Origin of the sequence: Aequorivita sp. 609 (genome assembly GCF_014212065.1) — a bacterium.
Taxonomy (GTDB): domain Bacteria; phylum Bacteroidota; class Bacteroidia; order Flavobacteriales; family Flavobacteriaceae; genus Aequorivita; species Aequorivita sinensis.
Map to the genome: position 1 here is coordinate 1 of NZ_JACJVM010000030.1, position 21058 is coordinate 21058.

Sequence of the window (21058 nt, forward strand, 5' to 3'; positions counted from 1 at the left end):
TGATTAAAAATTCAGGCAGGATAAGTTTCAGTAGGTCTAGATAATTGTCCAAAGCTTTGTTTTAAAAAACAAAAATCAGAATTCTATTTCAATTCACACACAACTTTTGAGAATGATCCCTCAAAACAGTTCTGAAGGGAAACAGAATAGATTCTAAAAAATACCTCAAACTCATCCTTTTTCTTACAGCGCAGCAGTTTTTGTTCTAATGTCTTTTTGCAAAAACTATTTGGAAAACTGATTGCATAAACGCACCTTTGCTTTTCAACAAAATTTTATGTCTAAAACAGTACTCATCACAGGCGGTTCTTCAGGAATTGGTAAAGCTATTGGCGAATATTTATCAAAACGTGGTTACCAAGTGTACGGAACAAGTAGAAACCCTAATAGAATTTCAAGTTCGGTATTTCCGTTATTAAAGATGGACGTAAACGATACTGAATCTATTGAGGCTGTTATTTCTGAAATAATCGACAAATCAAAAAAGATTGACGTTGTTATAAATAACGCCGGTGTTGGAATCACCGGGCCTATTGAAGAGACTCCAGAATCTGAGATTAAAAAGGCTTTTCAAACCAATTTTTACGGACCTATAAATGTGATTAAGGCTGTGATGCCGCATATGCGAGAACAGGAAGGAGGACATATATTAAATATCACCTCTATAGCTGGGTACATGGGGCTTCCATATCGTGGAATATACTCTGCAACCAAAGCTGCTTTAGAAATTACTATAGAGGCAATGCGAATGGAAACTTTGCAATTTGGTGTAAAAATGACCAATATAGCTCCAGGTGATTTCGCTACTAATATTGCTGCAGGTAGATATCACCCTCCAGTTTTGGATGATTCACCTTATAAAAGGGATTATGGAAGCACCCTAAAGATGATGGATGAACATGTAGATAATGGCGGTGATCCCTTAGAAATGGCAAAAGTAGTTCATAAAATTATTGAAACCCCAAACCCTAAGATACACTATAAGGTAGGAGCTCCTTTGCAAAAATTTTCTATTGTTTTAAAACGCGTATTGCCAGATAGAGTTTACGAACGAATGCTTTTGAAGCATTACGGGTTGAAGTAATTTTACTTCACTTAATTAGACTCAGTCGATTATGTCTCTAATTTACCCTCCTGAAAAGTTTCATTTAGTTACGGATTTAAATAAGTCTGAAATTATTGAACGATTTGATGCTAATGTTTCATTTAATAATTCATTCATATTTCGTAAAACACATCCTCAAAAGTCAAAAGAAATATATGAAGGGTTTAGAAGAGAAAATGGATTCAAAATCCTGTGTAAAAGTATATATGGAGAAAATGGATCGTGGCAACCTATCATTTTTGGAATTATAAATGATAATACTATTGAATTAGAGCTCAAGTTTCCAGTTCTCAGTTTTTACATTATTTCATTGTTTTTTTTATTGAGCTTAATCAACATTATTGTTTCTATATACTATATATTAATTGAGAATAGATTTGAATGGTTTATGCTTTGGCCTCTTATATTTTTTTTAATTATTCTTCCAGCTTCAATCAAAGGATATAATAAAGAAAAATTAACGGCAATAAATGATTTAAAAAATATATTCCAGTAAAATATTATAGAGATTTAGACTATTTGTTGTAAATTATCAACTTATCAATCTTTTTTAACAACCCTATTTCCACGAAGTAATCTTCGCTATTTTTGTGTAATAATCTGAAATTGTACTTATGAAATTTTTTATTGATACCGCCAACCTCGACCAAATAAAAGAAGCACAAGACCTAGGTGTGCTTGACGGCGTAACTACTAATCCATCGTTGATGGCTAAAGAGGGCATTACTGGCCGAAATAATATTTTAAAACATTATGTAGATATCTGCAACATTGTAGATGGAGATGTATCTGCAGAAGTAATCGCAACAGACTTTGAAGGTATGGTGAAGGAAGGTGAGGAGCTTGCCGAGTTACACCCGCAAATTGTTGTGAAAATTCCAATGATTAAAGATGGTGTAAAGGCATTAAAATACTTTACCGACCACGGTATTCGTACAAATTGTACCTTGGTATTTTCTGCAGGACAGGCTTTATTAGCTGCAAAAGCCGGAGCAACTTATGTTTCTCCTTTTATAGGACGACTTGACGATATTTCAACTGATGGGTTGGAATTGATAGCGGATATTAGACTAATTTATGATAACTATGGCTTCGAAACTGAGATTTTAGCAGCATCTGTTCGTCATACGATGCACGTAATTAACTGTGCTAAAATAGGAGCGGATGTTATGACCGGTCCTTTGTCTTCAATAGAAGGGTTGCTAAAACACCCACTAACCGATATTGGCTTAGAAAAGTTTCTTGAAGATTATAAAAAAGGAAATTAATGAGACTTCAGTAAATATTGAAGTAGGAGAACTCTAAAATAAAATAATAACGCTTTAATATGTTGCTTCAAAACAACTTATTAAAGCGTTATTCGTTTAGGAAAGCTTGTAATTGATCTTCAAAATCTATGTTGAACATATTGGTTTTACCATCCAAAATAATTCCATCTTTATCGATAACAATTACGTAATTGATATATCTTAATATGAATTTTTTCTCTGCATCAGTTAGGTTTTCTATCTGATATTCAAACTTAGAATCGTATTTAGATTTGTAAACAATGTCTCTCCATCTTTTAAAGTGCGTGTCTGTATTTACACCTATAAAATCATATTGTGGAAACTTAGCTTTTAACTCGGAAGCGCGTTTATGCAAGTTTCTGTGCTGAATTGCAGGCTGCCCTCTCCAGAAAAACAACACAGTAGGGGCATTAATAACATTGGTTAATTCATTTAATACATTTTCGGTATTAACCAATAGAACATTAGGGATTTTCTTCCCTTTGATGAGTTGAATTGAAGCATTATAAACTTGTTCAACTTCATTCAAATATTTTTTATCCGTATTCATCTTTTTGTATGCTTCAAAAAGTCGAGTTTCTTCTTCTTCATTTTGTGCATTAAAGAGATACATGATCGTATTGTAGCGTAAAAGTCTATTTCTAATAGAATCTGAAGCGACTACACTGTCTATAATATGGATTTTTTTGTAGTTGTAATCGAATGAATTTCGATCTATTACATCATTTTCATTGTACTTTGTGCAAACCATGTTTTCAAAATATCGATTTAGAAAACGATAATATGGATAATAAAACTTCAATTCATCCTTATTGAAATCTATGTTTTTTCTGTAATTAAAGAAATCATCAGAAAACTTAGCAGGAGTATTTCTATTCGCAGCTCCGTATAATTCTTTTTTTGAATAATAATCATATTCAATGTTTGAAAGCGCAATGTCTTTAAAACTTTCAGAAACTTTATTATTTGCTATAAATTCTTCATAGCTCTGAAGTTTGCTAGCTTTTAAAGAATCTATTTTGCCTTCAAATTCCTCCGAAGAAAGGGAATACCATTTTGGAAGATTTTGATTTTCCTTCTCATTTTTTAGATAAAGCTCAATCAGTAAGTTATTTTGGTCCCCGCCTTTTCCTGAAAAAGCTAATGATTCGTCAAAATCTATAGTGTTGATGTGTATTAATAAACTATCGCCAGGTTCAATGTAAAATACCTGACCTTCACTATGACTGAAAAGATGTAATCCAGCTTTAATTTTGTCGGTAGAATATTCAAAGAAGTTATTTTCGTCTAGAGGAATCGTATCTAAAACGATGTTTCCTTTAGAAAATATGACGTAATCTAGCGTAGGATTTATAATCTGCCCACGTATATAGGTAGATTGCACAGTATTTTCTTCCTTATTTTTACAGGAGAACAGTGCAAGAACAGAAAGTAAAAGGAGTAGTTTTCTAAACAAATGAGACAAAATTAGATTAACACACAAAGATAGCAGAGCCTTCTGATGGTTAATGTTAAATGAAGGTTAAAAGGGTTTTTAAAGCTTTAATATTTTTCAGGGTGTTGCTTAATTAGCTACTTTTGCGCAAAATACAGAATTTTATGCTTTCAGTTTCAAATCTTTCGGTTCAATTTGGTAAACGTATTTTATTTGATGATGTAAATACACAATTTACCACAGGGAATATTTACGGAATTATCGGTGCCAATGGTGCGGGTAAATCTACTTTCTTGAAAATCCTTTCAGGAAAACAGGAGCCTACTTCGGGACATGTACATTTAGAAAAAGGAAAACGTATGTCGGTTCTAGAACAGAACCACAACGCGTATGATGAATTTACCGTACTTGAGACAGTTGTACGAGGAAACAAAGAGTTGTTTTCAATAAAAACTCAGATAGATAAGCTTTACGAAGATTACACAGACGAGAATGCCGAAAAAATTGGCGAACTTCAAGTTGCCTTTGAAGAAATGAATGGTTGGAATGCAGATAGTGATGCTGCAGCAATGCTTTCAAACTTAGGTATAGATGAAAGTCTACACTATACATTAATGAAGGATCTTGATGGTAAACAAAAAGTACGTGTGCTTCTTGCGCAAGCACTTTTTGGGAATCCAGATGTGCTTATTATGGATGAGCCTACAAACGACTTAGATTACGAAACAATTAGTTGGCTTGAAGGTTTCCTAGCAAATTACGACAACTGTGTGATTGTAGTATCTCACGACCGTCACTTCCTAGATGCTGTTTGTACCCATATTAGTGATATCGATTTTGGAAAAATAAACCATTACAGCGGTAACTACACGTTTTGGTACGAAAGTAGCCAGCTAGCTGCACGCCAACGTGCTCAACAAAATAAAAAGGCAGAGGAGAAAAAGAAAGAACTTCAAGAATTTATTCAGCGATTTAGTGCGAACGTTGCAAAAAGTAAGCAAGCTACTTCTCGTAAGAAAATGATTGAAAAATTAAATATTGAAGATATCAGACCTTCTAGCCGTCGTTATCCAGCAATTATTTTTGAACGCGAACGCGAGGCAGGAGATCAAATATTAAATGTAGAAAACCTTTCGGCATCTATTGATGGAGAAGTGCTTTTTAAAGATGTGGATATTAACTTAGCTAAAGGAGATAAAGTAGTTATCTACTCAAAAGATTCTCGTGCAGCAACAGCTTTTTATGAGATATTAAATGATAATATGAAAGCTGATAGTGGTACTTTCCAATGGGGTGTTACTACAAATCAAAGTTATTTGCCTTTAGATAACGATGCTTTCTTCAAAAATAACCTGTCATTAGTAGATTGGTTACGTCAATATGCAAAAACTGAAGAAGAACGCGAAGAAGTGTTTTTAAGAGGTTTCCTTGGAAAAATGTTGTTCAGTGGAGAAGAAGCTTTGAAAAAGAGTAATGTGCTTTCTGGAGGTGAAAAAGTACGTTGTATGCTTAGTAGAATGATGATGATGCGTGCAAACGTATTAATGCTTGATGAGCCTACAAATCACTTAGACCTAGAGTCGATTACTGCGTTTAACAACTCACTTAAAAACTTTAAAGGAACTGTTCTTCTTACTACTCATGATCACGAATTTGCTAGAACTGTTGGTACTCGTATAATCGAACTTACTCCAAATGGAGCAATAGACAGATATATGAACTTTGATGAGTATATGAGCGATAAGAAAATTAAGGAATTAAGAGATAAAATGTATGCTGTTGAAGCTTAATTAAATACTCTTAACAACAAAAAAGCGGTCTAACTATAAAGGTTAGACCGCTTTTTTTGTTTTCTTAAATTGTAAGCTATTTTTAAATAATCCTGTTACTCTTCAATATCTTTTAGAAACTCATCAATTATAGGTTGTGCTTTCTGCTCTTCATCTTTTCGGATAAAAACCATGGTTTGATTTGCAATACCCATAGTAAGACCAGCCCTTAAGCTACTGTCATGATCGTTTCTTTCTATAGGACTAATTCCTATTTCATTTAATCGTGCAACTAATCCTTTTGCAATAAGTGTTGGACCGGTATAAATTCTTGTTGTGTTTGCCATGTTATTCTTTTGTTTCTTCAATAAAAGCATCTGCAATAGGTTGCGCTACCGAAAGTTCATCCTTACGAACAAAGATGCGTACTTGGTCGTCAAACTTACTCCCAGAACCAAACATAACCCCGCTTTGTTCGTCATCTCGAAGGATAGGAGTGATTCCTACATTCTCTAATCTTTCTACTAAAGCTTGGGCCATAATATCTGAACCAGTGTATATGCGAATTGTTTCTTCTGAATTATCTGACATAGTTGTATATGTTTATGGATTAGATTATCAAATTACTAACTTATTTTCAAATTCAAGTATAAACTATGTGTGAAAAATTTCACAAAAATATGGATGCCCGTTTTAGTAAGAAGAATTTAGTGGATTTTAAGCGTTGTAATATTTGCTGTTCCAAATAGCGCCGTTAAAATTTTTCCCTTTAGAAAAACCGTAGAAAATTACAATTCCTCCAAGTGCTGTAAATATGTAAAAAGCCAAAAATATATAAAGCCCAATACTAGGGTTTGAGGTTAACATATTTATAGGTGCTAAAATTGTGAGTAGAATGCTAATAACAACTACCGTAAACACAATGTTTTCAAAGCTTTTATAAGGCCACATCAGAAGTTTTCTGAAGGGGTGTAAATCGTTTCCCCACTTGTGTATTAAATAAAAATAGTCATTCCCCATAGGAGCAAACAGTAGTGGGTCGTCAGCATTTTCTAGCTTTAAAAGCTTAGCAGGAGCAACAATTTTAAAATTCTTAAGTTTAGTGTTATGTTCCTTTTCTAGATTTCTTATTTCTGAAATAGCCTCTTCTGGAAAGTCTCCTTTAAAATAATGTGAATCTAAAAAACGCAATCTGTAGTTTATACAAAGCTTTTTTATGTCTTCTATATGATAAATTCGTTTGCCATCTAGAGAATCGAATGAAAATGAATTTTCCTGTTCCTTAGATTTTTCTTGTAGACGTGAAACAATTTGAGATCGTTCTATTTCGTTGTTAGAAAAAATACGATAAACTTCATCCATTATAGAATTTTCGTCAATGCGTTTTGAACGATAATTGCGAAGTTTTTGTTCGATATTTGTTTTTGAAAACATCATTGCGAAGCTTAAGGATGAATAAATTTAAGCACAAGATTTCATCAAAACAAATAATTTAAATACTTTATGAATTTATTAAACAGTATAGCTGTAAATTGATTTTCACAAACTTGCTGTTGTATTTGCTATATTTACACCTATAAAAATTATGCTATGCCATTCAAAAATGCCTTATTGCTTCTATTGGTAATCAATTTAACTACTTCCGCTGTTGCGCAAAAATACCTTTCTGCTGAAAAAGTAGAAGTTTCTAAAAAATGGAATGATATAACATTTACCTCAACAAAATCCTTTATTGATAATATTTCAGAAGCAAAATCGCTTACATTTTTTTCTGAAATATTGAATGATGAAGTGTTGCAGGCAAAACTTGAAAGAGAAGAAATGCTAACCATTTTTGCTGTTGTAGATGATGCTTTTATGAAAATTGAAGAAAAGAGTAGAGATTCAATTATCAGTAATAAAACAATAACGCAATCTCTAGTAAGGTATCTTACAGTGCCAGGTAGGTTGGATAGTCACAGTTTAAAAATGGCTGTTTTGAAAAATGGCGGAACAGCACACCTTTCTACTCTAAATGGCCAAAACCTAGCTATTAGAGAAGAAGATGGCAACCTACAGCTTATAGATTCTGAAAACAGAACTGCTACAATTATAGCATCAGACTTCTATCACAAAAACGGATTTTTCCATATTGTAGATGGATTAGTTTTCCCGACAGAAGAAGAGTAAGTTTTAAGTAAAACTCAGTTATCTTAGAGTTGCGCCGAAGTCATTTTCAAATGTTCTTTTAAGCTTATCCATTATTTTATCAACCTGTTTGTCGGTTAATGTTTTGGATTTGTCTTCAAAAGTAAATGACAATGCATAGCTCTTTTTGCCTTCCGGTAGATTTTTATCTTTATAAACATCGAATAGCGTTACCTCTTTCAATACTTTTTTCTCAGTATTAAACGCGGCAATACGCAAGTCGCCAAAGCTTACAGAATCATCTAATAAAAGTGCAAAATCACGTTGTGATCCTGGGTACTTTGGAATAGGTTGGAACTTAAGTGTTTTTAAAGGAATTAGTTTTAATACTTCATCCCAATTAAAATCTGCATAAAACACCTCTGCATCAACATCTAGTTCACTAGCGATTTTCTTCTTTACGATTCCAAATTCCACAATTGTAGACTTGTTCTTTTTAAAAGCAATTCCTTCAGAGAAGATATCGTTGTCTGTAGAAGTTTCGGAGTAATCATTAATTCCTAGTCGTTCTAAAATGGCTGAAACATTTCCTTTTCCGAAGAAGAAATTAGTTTTTACTTCTTGTAAAGCCCAATTTCCTTGTGTTTTAAAACCAGTAATAAACAATGCTAAGTGTTTATTTTCTATATGCCCTCCTGGGAATTTATGGTATGTTTTTCCAAATTCGAAAAGCTTTAAGTCGCTATTCTTTCTATTAGCATTATACGCTATGGTTTCTAATCCAGAAAACAACATAGACTGACGCATAACTGAAAGATCACTACTTAATGGGTTTAGCATTTCAACATTGTAGTTGTCTTTAACCGTTTCACTCATTCCACCGTATTTAGGTGTTGTAAGTGAATTGTTAAGCATTTCGTTATAACCAAGCCCCGTTAACTGCTGTGCTATTTTATTTTGCACACTATAATCTTGTCCTGGAGTAATAGGGGCAATAGACGCATTTAATTTTTGTGTGAAGTTTATGTTGTTGTATCCATAAACTCTCAATATTTCTTCAATAACATCAACGTCACGAGTTACATCATTTCTATATGCCGGAATAGTCATCCCGATACCCGTTTCAGTAAAGTTATTAATCTTTATTTCTAAAGAAGTAAGAATGTCTTTAATGGTTTCTTGAGGAATTTCTTCACCAATAATTCTATTGGTTTTTTCAAAATTCAATACAACTTGATGGTCGTCTATTTTCTTTAAATAAATGTCTATTAAATCACTTGAAACGTGACCGCCAGTTAATTGAGTTATTAGGATTACCGCATGACGCAGTGCGTAATCGGTGATATTTGGGTTAACACCTCTTTCAAATCTAAAAGATGAATCGGTACTCAAGCCGTGGCGTTTCGCTGTTTTACGAACACTCACAGGATTGAAATATGCACTTTCTAAGAAAATACTTGTTGTATTTTCGGTAACTCCGCTATCTAAACCGCCGTAAACCCCTGCAATACACATTGGTTTTTCAGCGTCGCAAATCATTAAATCTTCTTCGTGGAGTTCGCGTTCAACGCCGTCAAGAGTTGTAAACTTAGTTCCTGCAGGTAATGTTTTTACAACTACATTATTGCCTGATATTTTCGCAGCATCAAAGGCGTGAAGTGGCTGTCCTAAGTCGTGGAGAATATAGTTAGTAACGTCAACCACATTGTTAATAGGAGCAACTCCTATAGATTTTAATCTATTTTGAAGCCAAGCTGGAGATGGTTCTACTTTAATATTGCTAATTGTAATTCCGCAGTATCTTGGAGCAAGTGAGCTATCTTCAACTTGAACACCTATTTTTAATACTCGGTTGTCTATTTTAAAACTGCTAGTAGAAGGAGTGTCTAACTTTTTAGAGATACCTTTTTGTAACAATCCAGCTTTTAAATCTCTTGCAACACCCCAATGGCTCATTGCATCGGCGCGATTTGGAGTAAGTCCTATTGTAAGAATAGTATCGTTTTCTACTTCTAAAATTTTAGACAAAGGAGTTCCAGGAACTAAATCGTTGTCTAAAACCATAATTCCATCGTGAGATTCTCCTATTCCTAGTTCATCTTCTGCGCAAATCATTCCTTCACTTGATTCTCCGCGAATTTTCCCTTTTTTAATCTCCCAAGGTTTATCCTCGGCGTCATATAAGGTTGTGCCAATAGTAGCAACAGGAACTTTCTGACCTACGGCTACGTTTGGTGCACCGCAAACTATTTGTAAAGGCTTTTCGCCACCAACATCTACCTTAGTTACTTTTAATCTATCGGCATTAGAGTGTTGTTCACATTCAAGTACGTGACCTACTACAATACCTTTTAATCCGCCTTTTACGGAAGAAAATTCTTCTATTCCCTCCACTTCAAGACCAAGGTCGGTTAATAGTTCTGCTGTTTTTTCAGCGTCCCAAGGAAGATCAATAAATTGCTTTAGCCAGTTGTAAGAAATTGTCATATTCTAGTTAAAATAGTTTACACAGTCTGCAAAGATAATATTCTCGCGTATTATGTGTCTAGTTAATTGTTTATTGTTTGCGATATTATTTTAAAAAGAGATTTAGTTGGTGGGGAATCAAAATGATACAGTTTTCTAATCAAAATCTAATCGATTAATATTAGTTTTGAAATATGAAAAAAATCGCATTTTTAATAGCTACTTCTATAATGGTATTATCCTGTGTTCCTAAGAATGACAAAATAATTGCAATTGATGTGCTGTTAACTCCTTCTGAAGCGATGCAAGCGCAATCACTTCAATTAAATACTTTAATCAATCAGAATAATCCTGAAACGATAAAGCTTGACGATAACCACATTCCGCATATAACGCTCTTGCAATGTTTTATAAAAGAACAAGATTTGCCGAAAGTTAATAAAGCTGTTGAAGGTCTTTTCGAAACAATTAAAAATGATACTATTTATACCGAAAGTTTATACTACTCTCGTGATACTGAAGATAGTTTTGCAATGATTAGGCATAGTAGAACCGAATCTATAGTTAATCTTCATAAAAAAACGATAGAACTTGTAAAACCGTATATAGTTAAAGGTGGGTCTCAAGAGTCTTTTGTTCAAAATCCGGATGGAAGTGAAATAAGTGAATTTACTGTAGATTATGTGCCCGATTTTGTTGAAAAGTACAGCTACGAAAATTTTGACCCACACATAAGTTTGGGGGTAGCTCAAAGAGTTTTATTGGATAGCTTATCTGAAACTGTTTTTAAGCCAATACCATTCTTGCCATCATCCTTAGCTGTATATCAATTAGGAGATCACGGAACTGCTCAAAAACTATTGTGGACTTCAGAATAGTTTCACCAAATTTCATAAAAAAAGCACGTAAAGTAAATTACGTGCTTTTTAGTATTTGTATTCTAAATTCTAAATCTTCTCTAAAGCAGATTTAATTTGCGTATCACCTTGTAAGATTTCAAAAGTTTTATTTCTAGCAACAGAACTTTCTAGTGACCCAACTAAAGTTTCAGCCACATCTTGACGGGATATTTCACCTTGTTGATTTAGTTTGCTTTCTAATACAATTTTACCTTTACCAGCTTTATTGTTCAGAGCGCCAGGACGTACAATTGAGTATTCAAGTCCTGAATTCACTAGGTGTTGGTCTGCGTTTTGCTTAGCTTTTAGGTAGTCTTTCAGTTCAGAGGAAACTTCTGGATTATCAGCACCCATTGAGCTTAGCATTACGAATTTCTTAATACCATCTTTTTTAGATACATCCATAAGTTTTTTAGCTCCTTCCTGATCTACGCCTTTAACGTTTTTTCCACCAGAACCAGCTGCAAAAATAACACGATCCATTCCTTTAGTAGTTCCGCTTACATCTTGTTCTAAATCTGCAAGTATTGTTTTTACATTATCTTTTTTAAAATGTTCAACTTGTTCTTTGTTGCGAACCATAGCAAAAGGTTCGTATTTATCAGATTGTTTTAAAATTGAAATTATCTTTTTTCCTGTGGTGCCATTTGCACCTGCTACTAATACTTTTTCCATAGTTGTAAGTTAAGAGTAATGCTTTTAGTAGGCTAGCCATTTCACATTATTTAACGCCTTAAAAGCAATCATTTATCGCTTTATTAACTTTAGAAGGTTATTTACAACTGCTAATTCTTGTTAACTAATTCTTCATTCATTACTTTAGTTCTTATCTTTACCTACAAACAAATTATTCGATGGACTATACTTCAAAAATGTTACGCGACGACGCGTTAAAAGGAAAAACAATAGTGGTAACTGGAGGCGGAAGTGGCCTTGGGAAAGCAATGGTAACCTATTTTCTAGAATTAGGTGCTAATGTGGTAATTACCTCTAGAAATATTGAAAAGTTACAAAAAGTTAAAGCGGAGCTGGAAACTGCCACAGGTGGAAAAGTTCTTCCAGTGCAATGTGATGTTAGGAACTATGAAGAAGTAGAAGCTATGGTTGAAGCATCGGTAAAAGAGTTTGGTTCTGTGGATGTTCTTTTAAATAATGCTGCAGGAAATTTTATTTCTCCAACCGAAAGACTTTCAGCGAATGCTTTTGATACCATTATTGACATCGTTCTTAAAGGAACCAAAAATTGTACTTTAGCTTTTGGAAAACATTGGATTGATAAAAAGGAAACTAATAAAACGGTTTTAAATATTGTTACAACCTATGCCTTCACAGGTTCTGCTTATGTTGTTCCAAGTGCTACTGCAAAAGCTGGGGTATTGGCTATGACGCGTTCTCTTGCCGTTGAATGGGCTAAATACGGAATTCGTTTTAACGCAATTGCACCGGGACCATTCCCTACAAAGGGGGCTTGGGATAGATTGCTGCCAGGCGACTTAAAAGAAAAATTCGATCCAGCTAAAAAAGTTCCGGTTAAGAGAGTTGGTGAACACCAAGAACTTGCAAACTTAGCGGCATATTTAGTTTCAGATTTCTCTGCATATATCAATGGTGAAGTTGTTGTTATTGATGGTGGCGAATGGTTAAAGGGCGCAGGGCAAATGAATCAGCTTGAGGAAGTACCACAACAAATGTGGGATATGCTTGAAGCTATGATTCGTTCACAAAAAACAAAAAAATAAATTTTAAATCGGTAATAATCGAGATTACAGTCAAATTCCAAGCTCACTTGTTAAACAAGTAGGTTTGGAATTTGGTGTTTTTTATTTTTGCATTTTCAAATAGAGAGTCTGTTTACTTAGTGTTAACAAAAATGATTTTCTATCAACATAATTAATTGTACTTTTAACTGCTAAAATCTCAAGTAAATTAATGGGTAAAATAATTGCAATTGCAAACCAAAAAGGAGGAGTTGGTAAGACTACAACCTCTGTGAATTTAGCGGCCTCTTTAGGCGTTTTAGAGAAAAAAGTTTTACTAATAGATGCAGATCCGCAGGCTAACGCTACGTCAGGATTGGGTATTGATGTTGAAACTGTAGAACTAGGTACTTACCAGTTGCTTGAACATAGTGCTACCGCAAAAGAAGCGATAATATCTACAAGTTCTCCTAATTTAGATTTAATTCCGTCGCATATAGATTTGGTGGCAATCGAGATTGAATTAGTAGATGTTGAGAACCGTGAATATATGCTTAAAAAAGCTATTGAAGGTTTAAAAGATGATTACGATTATATACTTATAGACTGTGCGCCATCTTTAGGGTTATTAACCCTTAACGCTCTTACAGCATCAGATTCTGTAATTATCCCTATTCAATGCGAATACTTTGCATTAGAAGGTTTAGGAAAACTTTTGAACACTATAAAAAGCGTTCAGAAAATTCACAATGTAAACCTTGATATTGAAGGATTGTTGTTGACCATGTACGATCAACGTTTACGTCTATCAAATCAAGTGGTAGATGAAGTGAAAAAGCATTTTGATGAAATGGTTTTCGAAACAATCATTCAGCGTAATGTGCGTTTAAGTGAAGCGCCAAGTTATGGTGAAAGTATTATTAGTTACGATGCATCAAGTAGAGGAGCGGATAATTATTTAAGTTTGGCGAACGAGTTAATCAAAAAAAACGAAACGGAATAAATGGCGAAGGCAATAAAAAAGCAAGCATTAGGTCGTGGTCTTTCAGCACTGTTGAAAGATCCTACCAATGATATAAAATCTGTTGAAGACAAAAATGCCGACAAAGTTGTTGGTAGCATAGTAGAGTTGGAGTTAGGTAGTATTGAAGTAAACCCCTTTCAGCCGCGAACTAGTTTTAATGAAGAATCCCTTCGTGAACTTGCTTCATCGATAAAAGAACTAGGTGTAATTCAGCCGATTACTGTTCGTAAATTAGATTTTAATAAATATCAGTTAGTAAGTGGAGAGCGTCGTTTCCGTGCTTCAAAATTGGTTGGTTTAGAAACAATACCAGCATATATTCGTATTGCAAACGACCAAGAATCTCTAGAAATGGCTTTGGTTGAAAATATCCAAAGACAAGACTTAGATCCTATTGAAATAGCACTTTCATACCAACGTTTAATTGAAGAAATAGACGTTACTCAAGAAGAATTGAGTGATAGAGTTGGAAAAAACCGATCTACTATTGCAAACTATTTGCGTTTGCTTAAACTAGATCCAATAATCCAAACAGGAATGCGAGATGGCTTTATAAGTATGGGCCACGGTAGAGCATTAATTAATGTTGAAGATTTATCTGATCAACTCGATATTTACGAGAAAATTTTAGGTCAGAACTTATCGGTTCGTGAAACAGAAGCTTTAGTTAGAAGTTTTAAAAACCCAGATAAAAAAGCTACTCCATCAAAACCAAGTGCACCACCTTTTGCTAAAAAAGCAAAGAAAGAACTTACAGATCTTTTCGAAACTGCTGTGGATGTTAAGGTTTCAAAGTCAGGAAAAGGGCAGTTGGTTGTGCCATTTAAAAATCAAGATGATTTCGAGCGTATTTTGAAGCTAATTAAAAGTGAAAAGTAATCTTCTAAATATTTTTTTTTTAATCTTCGCTTCATCACTGTTTGCGCAGACAGCTGATTCTCTTTCTGTACAGAAAGAAAAAGTAATTGTAGTGAAAGATTCACTCGGGCCTAAGGTTGAATACAATCCATTGGCTCCAGCTAAAGCTGCATTTTACTCAGCAGTAATCCCTGGATTAGGACAAGCTTACAACAAAAAATACTGGAAAATCCCTATTATTTATGCTGGAATGGCAGCTGGAGTTTATTTTTATAAGCAGCAGGACGACGACTATAATCGTTTTAGAGATGCTTATAAGCGAAGACTTGCAGGCTATACAGATGATGAATTTCAAGGGATTTCAAACGATAGACTTATAAATGCTCAAAAATCAGCACAAAGAAATAAGAGTTACAGTATTATTGTAACTCTAGGTTTCTATTTGCTTAATGTTATTGATGCAAACGTAGATGCTCATTTACAACAATATGAAGTGAGTGAAGACCTGTCATTACAACCTAGCCTAAATTACAATCAATTTAATGCAAAACCACAATACGGAATGTCGTTGACGTATCGATTTAAATAGTTGGTGTTTTATAGAGAATAGAAAATTATGAAAATAGCTTTACTCGGTTATGGTAAAATGGGAAAAACTATTGAAAGATTAGCTTTAGAAAGTGGTCATTCAATTGTTTTTAAAAGTTGGTTTGAATCTTCTGAAGGTAATATAGAAGACGCTGAGGTTGCTATTGAATTCTCTTCTCCCGAAGCTGCAGTAAGTAATATTAAAAAAGCTTTAGAAGCAGATTTACCAATAGTTTCAGGAACTACAGGTTGGTTAGAAAGTTATGATGAAATGGTAAAGTTATGCGAAAAGCGTAACGGAAGTTTTATTTATGCGTCAAACTTCAGTGTTGGAGTTAACCTTTTCTTTAGCATTAATGAATATGCTGCTAAGTTGATGGCTCAATGGAAGGAGTACGATGTGGCTGTTGAAGAAACACATCATCTTGAAAAGAAAGATGCCCCAAGCGGAACAGCAATAACAATAGCTGAGAATATTTTAAAATACAACAGTAAAAAACAATGGAATCTAGATTCTACTTCTGACGAAGTTTTATCAATTACCGCTAAAAGGGAAGAAGACGTAAAAGGAACCCACATAGTTTCCTATGAATCTAATATTGATACAATTTCTTTAAAACACGAAGCACATAGCCGTGAAGGATTTGCGAAGGGTGCTATTTTGGCCGCGGAATGGCTTAAAGATAAAAAAGGTGTTTTCTCAATGAAGGATGTTTTAGGATTAACAAATGCGGATTAACAGTTTTTAGATTGCAGTTGTATTAGTACAATTTCAATCAAAATATATTATCCCTATTATTTTGCAGTATAGATTAGAAGGGGTTTAAATGAATTACAATTTAACGAATTACAAATTATGAGTTGGACAGGTTGGTTTATATTATTTTTAATAGTTCAATTAATACACTTTGCAGGAACTTGGAAGCTTTATAAGGCTGCAGGTAGAAAACCTTGGGAAGCAGCAGTACCAGTTTACAATGCTGTGGTTTTAATGAAAATTATTAATCGCCCTTGGTGGTGGACTATTTTATTATTTATTCCCATTGTTAACCTGATTATGTTTCCGGTAGTTTGGGTTGAAACCTTACGCAGTTTTGGACGTAATTCTACTACGGATACAATTTTAGGGATAGTTACTCTAGGGCTTTACATATATTACATAAATTACACTCAAGATGTTACGCATATAAAGGATAGAAGCTTAAAACCGCGTACTTCAACTGGAGAGTGGGTGAGTTCTATATTATTTGCCGTTGTAGCTGCAACAGTTGTGCATACTTATGTAATGCAACCTTTCACAATTCCAACTTCATCGTTAGAAAAAACCTTATTGGTTGGTGACTTTCTTTTTGTGAGTAAGTTTCATTATGGGGCTCGAAACCCGATGACGCCTGTTGCATTTCCAATGGTGCACGATACAATTCCTGTGATTCATAAAAAGTCATATTTTTCAAAACCACAACTACCTTATTTCAGATTGCCAGGTTTTCAGAGTATAAAACGAAATGACATTGTAGTATTTAACTGGCCTGTAGATACTGTAAACGCGTTTCAGCAGTATGGAGATGGGAAATATTACTACAAGCCAATCGATAAAAAGTCGAATTACGTAAAGCGTGCTGTAGGTGTTCCTGGGGATTCTCTAGAAATTCGCGATGGTTACGTATATATTAATGGGGAGAAAAACCAACTTCCAGACCGTGCTAAAGTTCAATTTGCGTATGACGTTAAGGTAAACGGACAATTAAATCCAGAAATGCTTTATAATCGATATGATATTACCGATCGTTATGGATTTGGTAATAATACATATCGTTTTGCAGCTATTTCTGAAGAGTCTATGAATATGCTAAAAAACAACCCAAATGTGGTTGAAATTACGCGTCTTAGAAGTGAAAAAGGAGAGTGGGATCCAGGGATTTTTCCAAACGATCAAAAATATCCTTGGAATAATGATTTCTTCGGACCAATTTATATTCCTCAGAAAGGAGAAACAGTTTCAATAAATCCAGAAACTCTTCCATTCTACAAGCGTATTATAGAAGTTTATGAAGGAAGCGAAATAGGAATTGAAAATAAAATTACTCAATCAGGAACGGAAGTTCTTCTAAATGGTCAACCATTAACCGACTATACTTTCAAGATGGATTACTATTGGATGATGGGAGACAACCGAAACAACAGTGAGGATGCTCGTACATGGGGTTTTGTACCTTATAATCACGTTGTAGGAAAACCAGTATTTGTATGGATGAGCTGGGATGGAATTAACAAAAAAGTACGTTGGGATAGAGTTTTCACAACAGTAGGTGGAAGTGGAAAACCAGTGTCTTATTTAATGTATTTCGTAATTGCAGTAATAGGTTGGTTCGCTTTTGATTTCTTTAGAAAGAAAAAGAAAGGAACTAAAAAGTAAAAGCAATTTAGTTCGAGCCTTTCAACTTCAATCATTACTAATTATTGTGGAATATTAGGCTCCATTCTGATATCTAGGATGAATAAAAAAGACAAAGTCGAGATCTATCAAATAGGTCTCGACTTTGTTTTTTAAAGAGAATAGGTTTTATTTATTCAGGTATTAACCTGTAAATACCTTGTCCTTCTACTGCAATATAAATCAGTCCATCCGGACCAATCTTTACATTTCGAACTCGTCCGATATCCTGAGCTATTTTTTCTCGCTTGGTTACTTTTTCTCCATCAAGAGTTAGCAGTTCAACATATGCAAACTTCAACGAACCTACGAGTAATTTGTTTTTCCACTCAGGATATTTGTCGCTAGTAACGAATGCCATTCCGGAAGGAGCGATAGAAGGAACCCAATAGTAAATAGGTGGTTCAATTCCTTCTTTTTCAGTTTGATCTGTGATTTCTGTGCCACTGTAATTAACCCCATAGGTAACTACCATCCAACCGTAATTTGCACCCTTCTTCACAATATTAATTTCATCCCCGCCTTTTGGTCCGTGCTCGTGCATCCATATTTCTCCTGTTTCAGGGTGAATAGCCATTCCTTGTGGATTGCGATTTCCATAAGTATAAATTGCCTTTTTAGCATTTGGTTCGTTGAAAAATGGATTGTCTTCAGGGATGCTGCCATCGTCTTTTAATCGGTAAACTTTACCTCCATCACGAGTAATGTCTTGCGGGTTAACTTCTCTATCTCCGCGTTCTCCTATGGTGAAATACACATAACCATCTTTATCAAATTCAATCCTGGAACCAAAATGCTGTCCTGCCGAAGAGTTTGGGCTGGCTTTATAAAGCATCTCAATATTAGTTAGCGAATCTCCATCTAGTTTACAGCGCATTAAAGCAGTATGACCTCCTTTCCCTGGGCCTTCTTCCGAAGCATAAGTCATATAAATCCACCCGTTTTCATTATAATTTGGGTGTAGTTTAATGTCTAATAACCCACCTTGGCCATTTACATATACCGCTGGCATATTTGCTATTTCTATTTTCTTGCCATCTTTAAAGTGTATTAATCTCCCATCTTTTTCTGTAATAAGCATACTGCCTTCAGGCAACCAAGTCATTCCCCACGGAATTGAAAGGTCGTTTACAAACATTTCAGTTTTATAAGTTTGGGGTTTTGTTTTTAAGGCTACATCTTCTTTTTTTTTCTGCTGTCCACAAGATGTAAAAACGATAAGGGTCGATAAAATAAGTAGGTATTTCTTCATTTTTATTTCTTTTAGCTTAAAGATACCAAAAATGAGTGTGATTTCTAAAATCTTAGGAAATTCCTTTTGGTCGAAAACCTAAACAAACCTTATCTTTAACCAAAATTTTCAAAATTATGAAAGAAAGCTATAGCGTTTCGGTGGATGAGAATTACGAATTCCAACTTGTCAAAAAAGATACCGAGAACATAGACCAAACCGAACTTTCTGGTCAAAAAATACATTTACTTCACAACAACAAATCTTTCGAAATTGAACTTTTAGAAAACGACTTCATTAATAGAAACTACAGCGTAAAAGTAAATGGTAATATTTACCGTGTTAATGTAGGAACACCTTTGGATGCGCTTATAAAAGAAATGGGGCTCTCTTTAGGAAATGATTCCTTTGAAGACGAAATCCACGCACCTATGCCGGGGATTATTTTAGAAGTTAATGTTGCTGAAGGCGATAAAGTTAAAAAAGGTGATTCCCTTTGTGTTCTTGAGGCTATGAAGATGGAGAACACTCTTACAGCTTCTCGAGATGGAATTGTAAAAACTGTAAACGTCGCTAAAGGTGATACGGTAGATAAAGGAAAATTGCTAATTGAATTAGAGAAAAATGATTAAGAAAATATTAGTTGCCAACCGTGGCGAAATAGCTTTAAGAATTATGAAAACCGCCCGTAATATGGGGATCAAAACGGTTGCAGTTTATTCTGAAGCAGATAGAAACTCTCCACACGTTAAGTTTGCAGATGAAGCCGTATGCATCGGGCCACCTCCTTCAAACGAATCGTATTTATTAGGAGATAACATCATTAAAGTTTCTAAAGACCTAAACGTTGATGCTATTCACCCAGGGTATGGATTTTTGAGTGAAAACGCTGAGTTTGGAGAGAAGGTTGAAAAAAGTGGAATGATTTTTATCGGGCCAAAGTCGCACGCAATTCGTGTGATGGGAAGCAAACTAGCTGCTAAAGAAGCGGTAAAAGCTTATGATATTCCTATGGTTCCTGGTACCGATGAAGCCATTACAGATGTTGAAGCAGCCAAACAAATTGCTAGAGAAATTGGATTTCCAATTCTTATAAAAGCTTCTGCCGGTGGTGGTGGAAAAGGAATGCGAGTAGTTGAAAATGCCGAAGAATTTGAAGACCAAATGAAACGCGCTATTAGCGAAGCTGAAAATGCATTTGGCGACGGTTCTGTTTTTATTGAAAAGTTTGTTACTTCTCCACGCCATATTGAAATTCAGGTTTTAGCTGATAATTTTGGAAATACAGTTCATCTTTTTGAGCGCGATTGTAGTATTCAAAGACGTCATCAAAAAGTTGTAGAAGAAGCACCATCTTCAGTTCTTACTCCAGAATTGCGTAAGACCATGGGAGAAGCGGCTATAAAAGTTGCCAAAGCCTGTGATTACGTTGGAGCGGGAACAGTGGAATTTCTTTTAGATGAAAATCTAAATTTCTACTTCCTTGAGATGAATACCCGCCTACAAGTGGAGCATCCAGTTACCGAATTAATTACTGGTCTCGACTTAGTCGAACAGCAAATTAATGTAGCTAATAACGAAAAGCTTGCTTTTTCGCAGGAGGATATAAAAATTAAAGGACACGCTTTTGAAGTTCGTGTTTATGCCGAAGATCCACTTAATAATTTTATGCCGAGTGTTGGAAAACTAGAAGTTTACCGACCACCAAGCGGTGAGAATATTCGTGTGGATGATGGTTTTACAGAAGGTATGCAAGTGCCAATTCAGTACGATCCTATGCTGTCTAAGCTTATTACTTACGGAAAAACAAGAAACGCTGCAATGCAACGTATGCTTGAAGCAATCGCTAATTACGATGTTCAAGGTGTGAGTACCACACTTCCGTTTGGAAAATTTGTTTTTGAACACGAGGCTTTCCGCAGTGGAAATTTCGATACTAATTTTGTGAAGAAATACTATTCCGAAGACAAGCTTAAGGCTATTAATGAAGAAGAGGCAAAAGTGGCGGCACTATTTGCATTAAAACAATATTTTAAAGATTCAGAAAAACTTCAATTACCGAAGTAATGTCTCTGCGTCCTCTGCGCCTCTGCGGTAAAAAAATACCGTGAAGCCCCAGATTTCGCATAGATGTCA

General features: G+C 34.7%; 21 protein-coding genes. 14 read left to right on the forward strand and 7 right to left on the reverse strand.

Features of this window, described 5'->3' with window-relative positions:
* Positions 1-277 precede the first annotated feature (277 nt).
* From H4O20_RS08350 to fsa, 3 genes are all read left to right on the forward strand, one after another.
* Complete coding sequence (locus H4O20_RS08350; protein ID WP_185098938.1) at positions 278-1084, forward strand: SDR family oxidoreductase; 807 nt, start codon at positions 278-280, stop codon at positions 1082-1084.
* Between the two features lie 31 nt (positions 1085-1115).
* Positions 1116-1601, forward strand: a complete 486-nt coding sequence (locus tag H4O20_RS08355) for a hypothetical protein (RefSeq protein WP_185098939.1) — start codon at positions 1116-1118, stop codon at positions 1599-1601.
* 118 nt (positions 1602-1719) lie between these two features.
* Positions 1720-2373 (forward strand): fructose-6-phosphate aldolase, encoded by a 654-nt coding sequence (fsa, locus tag H4O20_RS08360; RefSeq protein WP_139855162.1) that lies wholly within the window; start codon positions 1720-1722, stop codon positions 2371-2373.
* A gap of 88 nt (positions 2374-2461) precedes the next feature.
* On the opposite strand, the gene H4O20_RS08365 is transcribed toward fsa, so the two are convergent.
* A complete protein-coding gene (locus H4O20_RS08365) occupies positions 2462-3850 on the reverse strand; it encodes a hypothetical protein (RefSeq protein ID WP_185098940.1) in 1389 nt (462 codons plus the stop codon).
* Positions 3851-3993: 143 nt separating this feature from the next.
* Between H4O20_RS08365 and H4O20_RS08370 the strand changes: the two genes are divergently transcribed.
* Positions 3994-5619 carry an ABC-F family ATP-binding cassette domain-containing protein gene (locus H4O20_RS08370; RefSeq protein ID WP_185098941.1) on the forward strand — a complete coding sequence of 542 codons (1626 nt, stop codon included), beginning with the start codon at positions 3994-3996 and terminating at the stop codon, positions 5617-5619.
* 95 nt (positions 5620-5714) lie between these two features.
* Here H4O20_RS08370 and H4O20_RS08375 read toward each other — a convergent pair whose 3' ends face one another.
* From H4O20_RS08375 to H4O20_RS08385, 3 genes are all read right to left on the reverse strand, one after another.
* A complete protein-coding gene (locus H4O20_RS08375) occupies positions 5715-5945 on the reverse strand; it encodes a DUF2007 domain-containing protein (RefSeq protein ID WP_139855165.1) in 231 nt (76 codons plus the stop codon).
* A 1-nt stretch (position 5946) separates the two neighbouring features.
* A complete protein-coding gene (locus H4O20_RS08380) occupies positions 5947-6189 on the reverse strand; it encodes a DUF2007 domain-containing protein (RefSeq protein ID WP_139855166.1) in 243 nt (80 codons plus the stop codon).
* Positions 6190-6315: 126 nt separating this feature from the next.
* Complete coding sequence (locus H4O20_RS08385; protein WP_306785643.1) at positions 6316-7035, reverse strand: hypothetical protein; 720 nt, start codon at positions 7033-7035, stop codon at positions 6316-6318.
* Between the two features lie 153 nt (positions 7036-7188).
* On the opposite strand from H4O20_RS08385, the gene H4O20_RS08390 reads away from it, so the two are divergent.
* Complete coding sequence (locus tag H4O20_RS08390; RefSeq protein ID WP_185098942.1) at positions 7189-7767, forward strand: fasciclin domain-containing protein; 579 nt, start codon at positions 7189-7191, stop codon at positions 7765-7767.
* Positions 7768-7785: 18 nt separating this feature from the next.
* Here the strand turns inward: H4O20_RS08390 and pheT are convergent, their stop codons facing one another.
* Complete coding sequence (gene pheT / locus H4O20_RS08395; RefSeq protein WP_139855168.1) at positions 7786-10212, reverse strand: phenylalanine--tRNA ligase subunit beta; 2427 nt, start codon at positions 10210-10212, stop codon at positions 7786-7788.
* A 173-nt stretch (positions 10213-10385) separates the two neighbouring features.
* Between pheT and H4O20_RS08400 the strand changes: the two genes are divergently transcribed.
* A complete protein-coding gene (locus tag H4O20_RS08400) occupies positions 10386-11069 on the forward strand; it encodes a 2'-5' RNA ligase family protein (RefSeq protein ID WP_139855169.1) in 684 nt (227 codons plus the stop codon).
* A gap of 69 nt (positions 11070-11138) precedes the next feature.
* Here H4O20_RS08400 and H4O20_RS08405 read toward each other — a convergent pair whose 3' ends face one another.
* Complete coding sequence (locus tag H4O20_RS08405; protein ID WP_139855170.1) at positions 11139-11765, reverse strand: SDR family oxidoreductase; 627 nt, start codon at positions 11763-11765, stop codon at positions 11139-11141.
* A 179-nt stretch (positions 11766-11944) separates the two neighbouring features.
* On the opposite strand from H4O20_RS08405, the gene H4O20_RS08410 reads away from it, so the two are divergent.
* The 6 genes from H4O20_RS08410 (at position 11945) to lepB (ending at position 17673) form a co-directional block, all read left to right on the forward strand.
* Entirely contained in the window at positions 11945-12829 is an 885-nt protein-coding gene (locus H4O20_RS08410) for an SDR family oxidoreductase (protein ID WP_139855171.1), read from the forward strand.
* A gap of 190 nt (positions 12830-13019) precedes the next feature.
* A complete protein-coding gene (locus H4O20_RS08415) occupies positions 13020-13790 on the forward strand; it encodes a ParA family protein (protein ID WP_139855173.1) in 771 nt (256 codons plus the stop codon).
* Positions 13791-14690 (forward strand): ParB/RepB/Spo0J family partition protein, encoded by a 900-nt coding sequence (locus H4O20_RS08420; RefSeq protein WP_139855175.1) that lies wholly within the window; start codon positions 13791-13793, stop codon positions 14688-14690. It begins immediately after the preceding gene.
* On the forward strand, positions 14680-15258 hold the full coding sequence (locus H4O20_RS08425; RefSeq protein ID WP_139855177.1) for a DUF5683 domain-containing protein: 579 nt from the start codon (positions 14680-14682) through the stop codon (positions 15256-15258). Before H4O20_RS08420 ends, H4O20_RS08425 begins: the two co-directional genes overlap by 11 nt.
* A 27-nt stretch (positions 15259-15285) precedes the next feature.
* Positions 15286-15996: a 4-hydroxy-tetrahydrodipicolinate reductase gene (dapB, locus tag H4O20_RS08430; protein ID WP_185098943.1), complete on the forward strand. Its 711-nt coding sequence runs from the start codon at positions 15286-15288 to the stop codon at positions 15994-15996.
* Between the two features lie 117 nt (positions 15997-16113).
* Positions 16114-17673: a signal peptidase I gene (gene lepB / locus H4O20_RS08435; RefSeq protein ID WP_185098944.1), complete on the forward strand. Its 1560-nt coding sequence runs from the start codon at positions 16114-16116 to the stop codon at positions 17671-17673.
* A gap of 151 nt (positions 17674-17824) precedes the next feature.
* On the opposite strand, the gene H4O20_RS08440 is transcribed toward lepB, so the two are convergent.
* The gene (locus tag H4O20_RS08440; RefSeq protein WP_185098945.1) at positions 17825-18943 is read right to left on the reverse strand and encodes a PQQ-dependent sugar dehydrogenase; all 1119 of its coding nucleotides are present in this window, start codon (positions 18941-18943) and stop codon (positions 17825-17827) included.
* 116 nt (positions 18944-19059) lie between these two features.
* Between H4O20_RS08440 and H4O20_RS08445 the strand changes: the two genes are divergently transcribed.
* Together H4O20_RS08445 and accC are read left to right on the forward strand one after the other, a co-directional pair.
* A complete protein-coding gene (locus tag H4O20_RS08445; RefSeq protein WP_139855185.1) occupies positions 19060-19554 on the forward strand; it encodes a biotin/lipoyl-containing protein in 495 nt (164 codons plus the stop codon).
* Positions 19550-20989 (forward strand): acetyl-CoA carboxylase biotin carboxylase subunit, encoded by a 1440-nt coding sequence (gene accC / locus H4O20_RS08450; protein WP_185098976.1) that lies wholly within the window; start codon positions 19550-19552, stop codon positions 20987-20989. The genes H4O20_RS08445 and accC overlap by 5 nt, the downstream gene beginning before the upstream one ends.
* Positions 20990-21058: the final 69 nt, after the last annotated feature.

Bases quoted from the DNA above. Each gene is read 5' to 3' on its own strand.
- H4O20_RS08350 (WP_185098938.1), top strand. From the start codon at position 278: ATGTCTAAAACAGTACTCATCACAGGCGGTTCTTCAGGAATTGGTAAA.
- H4O20_RS08355 (WP_185098939.1), top strand. From the start codon at position 1,116: ATGTCTCTAATTTACCCTCCTGAAAAGTTTCATTTAGTTACGGATTTA.
- fsa (WP_139855162.1), top strand. From the start codon at position 1,720: ATGAAATTTTTTATTGATACCGCCAACCTCGACCAAATAAAAGAAGCA.
- H4O20_RS08370 (WP_185098941.1), top strand. From the start codon at position 3,994: ATGCTTTCAGTTTCAAATCTTTCGGTTCAATTTGGTAAACGTATTTTA.
- H4O20_RS08375 (WP_139855165.1), bottom strand. From the start codon at position 5,945: ATGGCAAACACAACAAGAATTTATACCGGTCCAACACTTATTGCAAAA.
- H4O20_RS08380 (WP_139855166.1), bottom strand. From the start codon at position 6,189: ATGTCAGATAATTCAGAAGAAACAATTCGCATATACACTGGTTCAGAT.
- H4O20_RS08385 (WP_306785643.1), bottom strand. From the start codon at position 7,035: ATGATGTTTTCAAAAACAAATATCGAACAAAAACTTCGCAATTATCGT.
- H4O20_RS08390 (WP_185098942.1), top strand. From the start codon at position 7,189: ATGCCATTCAAAAATGCCTTATTGCTTCTATTGGTAATCAATTTAACT.
- pheT (WP_139855168.1), bottom strand. From the start codon at position 10,212: ATGACAATTTCTTACAACTGGCTAAAGCAATTTATTGATCTTCCTTGG.
- H4O20_RS08400 (WP_139855169.1), top strand. From the start codon at position 10,386: ATGAAAAAAATCGCATTTTTAATAGCTACTTCTATAATGGTATTATCC.
- H4O20_RS08405 (WP_139855170.1), bottom strand. From the start codon at position 11,765: ATGGAAAAAGTATTAGTAGCAGGTGCAAATGGCACCACAGGAAAAAAG.
- H4O20_RS08410 (WP_139855171.1), top strand. From the start codon at position 11,945: ATGGACTATACTTCAAAAATGTTACGCGACGACGCGTTAAAAGGAAAA.
- H4O20_RS08415 (WP_139855173.1), top strand. From the start codon at position 13,020: ATGGGTAAAATAATTGCAATTGCAAACCAAAAAGGAGGAGTTGGTAAG.
- H4O20_RS08420 (WP_139855175.1), top strand. From the start codon at position 13,791: ATGGCGAAGGCAATAAAAAAGCAAGCATTAGGTCGTGGTCTTTCAGCA.
- dapB (WP_185098943.1), top strand. From the start codon at position 15,286: ATGAAAATAGCTTTACTCGGTTATGGTAAAATGGGAAAAACTATTGAA.
- lepB (WP_185098944.1), top strand. From the start codon at position 16,114: ATGAGTTGGACAGGTTGGTTTATATTATTTTTAATAGTTCAATTAATA.
- H4O20_RS08440 (WP_185098945.1), bottom strand. From the start codon at position 18,943: ATGAAGAAATACCTACTTATTTTATCGACCCTTATCGTTTTTACATCT.
- H4O20_RS08445 (WP_139855185.1), top strand. From the start codon at position 19,060: ATGAAAGAAAGCTATAGCGTTTCGGTGGATGAGAATTACGAATTCCAA.